This window comes from Craterilacuibacter sp., assembly GCF_051659485.1.
GTDB lineage: Bacteria > Pseudomonadota > Gammaproteobacteria > Burkholderiales > Chromobacteriaceae > Craterilacuibacter.
The window spans coordinates 1-2,633 of the sequence record NZ_JBOFOO010000151.1; the positions used below are offsets into that span (position 1 = coordinate 1).

The window sequence follows — 2,633 nt, forward strand, 5'->3', positions numbered from 1 at the left end:
GCGCACGATGACATGGCAGGTGGTGCAGGCACACGACATTTCGCAGGCATGCTCGATTTCGATATCGTGTGCCAGTAGCGCGTCACAGATGCTGGTGCCGTCGGTGATGTTGTCGAGGACAGCACCATCCGGGCACAGATCGGCATTGGGAAGCACAATGATACGGGGCATAGCGGTCAGTCCTTAGAGTTCTGCAATATTGTGGCCTTTGAGCGCGCGACGGATATTGCGATCCATGCGGCGTGAGGCAAAATTATCGGTGGCACGGTTCAGAGCGGCAGTGGCTTCATTGATGGCTCGCGTCAGCTTGCCGCTGATCGCGGCTTCGGTTGCGGCCAGACAGGTATCGACCCGTGCGCGCTCCTCCTCATCCAGCAAGTCACCGTCTATCTCCAGCGCGGTACGGGTCACATCCATCAGGCTTTGGGCATCGACCATGGCTTCGCGCAGCTTGCGCGCCTGGATATCCTCCTGCACATGCTCCATCGACTCGGTCAGCATGCGGCTGATGTCGTCGTCGGACAGGCCGTAAGAAGGCTTGATGGTAATGCCGGCCTCGACGCCGGAAGTCAGTTCGCGCGCCGTCACCGACAGCAATCCGTCGGCATCGATCTGGAAGGCAATGCGGATGCGGGCGGCGCCGGCCACCATAGGCGGGATGCCGGTCAGTACGAAGCGGCCGAGCGAGCGGCAGTCGGCGACCAGTTCGCGTTCGCCCTGCAGCACATGGATGCTCATCGCGCTCTGGCCGTCCTTGAAGGTGGTGAACTCCTGTGCCCGCGCCACCGGCAAGGTGGTATTGCGCGGAATAATCTTCTCGGTCAAGCCGCCCATGGTCTCGATGCCCAGCGACAGCGGGTTGACATCCAGCAGCAGCCAGTCCTCACCTTGCTTGTTGCCGGCCAGTACATTGGCTTGAATGGCGGCACCCAGTGCCACCACCTTGTCCGGGTCCAGATTGGTCAGTGGCGGCTGGCCGAAAAACTGGCCAACGGCCTGCTGGATAGCCGGCATGCGGGTCGCCCCGCCGACCATCACGACGCCGGCGATATCGGCGGCAGCGATGCGTGCATCGCGTAGCGCCTTGCGCATGGGCATCAGTGTCTTGTCGACCAGAGGACGGGTGATGGTGTGAAAATTGTCCTGCTTCAGAATCAGATCCAGCGCCTGGCCATCGGACAAAATGGCGGTGATGCGGGCCTCGCTGTGTTCGCTCAGGTGTTCCTTGGCTTCGCGTGCGCGGGTCAGCAGCTGGCGGGTGTCCTGTGCATTCAGGCCGGACAGACCGGCTTCGGCCAGCATCCAGCAATAAATGCGGTGATCGAAATCGTCGCCGCCCAGTGCCGCGTCACCGCTGGTGGACAGTACTTCGAACACGCCCTGAGTCAGCTTGAGGATGGAGACATCCAGCGTGCCGCCCCCCAGATCGTAAACGGCGTAAGTTCCTTCGGACGCATTGTCGAGGCCATAGGCAATGGCGGCAGCGGTGGGTTCGTTCAACAGGCGCAGCACATTGAGGCCGGCGAGGCGGGCCGCATCCTTGGTCGCCTGACGCTGGGCATCGTCGAAGTAGGCTGGTACGGTGATGACGGCCCCGGTGAGCTCGCCTCCGAGGCTGTTTTCTGCGCGCAGGCGCAGCGTGCGCAGGATTTCAGCCGAGACTTCGACCGGGCTTTTGGCGCCGCTGCCGGTCTGGATCTGCAGCATGCCTGGTGTGTCGATAAAGCGGTAGGGCAGGGCGGCGGCTTCTGCGATGTCGGACAGACCACGGCCCATGAAACGCTTGGTCGAAACGATGGTGTTGTGCGGGTCGCGGCTTTGTTCGGCTTGTGCGTCTACGCCCACCACGGTACTGCCATCGGCGAGGTAACGCACGACCGAGGGCAGCAGGCTGCGGCCATCTGTGTCCGGCAGGACGGTGGCGGTGCCGCTTCTGACCGACGCCACCAGAGAGTTGGTGGTGCCCAGATCGATACCGACCGCAAGGCGGTGCTGGTGGGGCGCTGCTGACAGGCCGGGTTCGGCGATTTGCAATAGGGCCATGGCGTCTTCGGTTCTTTGTCGTTCGGGCAGCTTGCCCGTGTTTTTAGTACAGCAGCGCTTCGATGGCGTCGCCGGTGTCGTGCTCTAGTTTTTCCAGAAAGCGTAATTTTCGCACTAAAACGGCTGCGGCTTCCAGATCATGTTCATGGTCAATTTGCTGGATCAGTGCCTGCTCCAGTGCCAACGTGTCGGCCTGAATCTCGCGAGACAGGCGTTCCAGTGCCTCGATATCGCTGTCGACCTTGCCGTCTTCCAGTGCTTCATGCCATTCCATCTGCGCCATCAGGAAATCGGCAGGCATGCTGGTATTGGTTTCTTCCTGGGTATCGACGCCGGCGAGCATCAGCAGATACCGGGCACGGGAGATCGGCTTTTTCAGTGTCTGGTAGGCTTCGTTGACGCGGGTGGCGATCATGAGCGCACGGCGGCGCTCTGCATCCGGTGCGCGGGCAAAACGGTCGGGATGGACTTCGGTGGCAATCGCGCGCCAGTTGCGCTCAAGCGCCGCCATATCCAGTGCAAAGCATGGCGGCAATGCAAACAGCGCGAAGTAATCTTGGGTGAAGTCGGAATTCATGGCAGCCCTGCAG

General features: G+C 61.6%; 3 protein-coding genes. All 3 read right to left on the reverse strand.

Features of this window, described 5'->3' with window-relative positions; translation table 11 throughout:
- Nucleotides 1-171, reverse strand: a 171-nt coding sequence (locus tag ACRC1E_RS05220; protein WP_438514053.1) for a 2Fe-2S iron-sulfur cluster-binding protein, incomplete at its 3' end; no start/stop codon positions are given.
- A 12-nt stretch (nt 172-183) separates the two neighbouring features.
- Nucleotides 184-2,043 (reverse strand): Fe-S protein assembly chaperone HscA, encoded by a 1,860-nt coding sequence (hscA, locus tag ACRC1E_RS05225; protein WP_438514051.1) that lies wholly within the window; start codon nt 2,041-2,043, stop codon nt 184-186.
- 43 nt (nt 2,044-2,086) lie between these two features.
- Nucleotides 2,087-2,633: Fe-S protein assembly co-chaperone HscB (gene hscB / locus ACRC1E_RS05230; RefSeq protein ID WP_438514052.1), on the reverse strand; the 547-nt coding region annotated here is incomplete at its 5' end.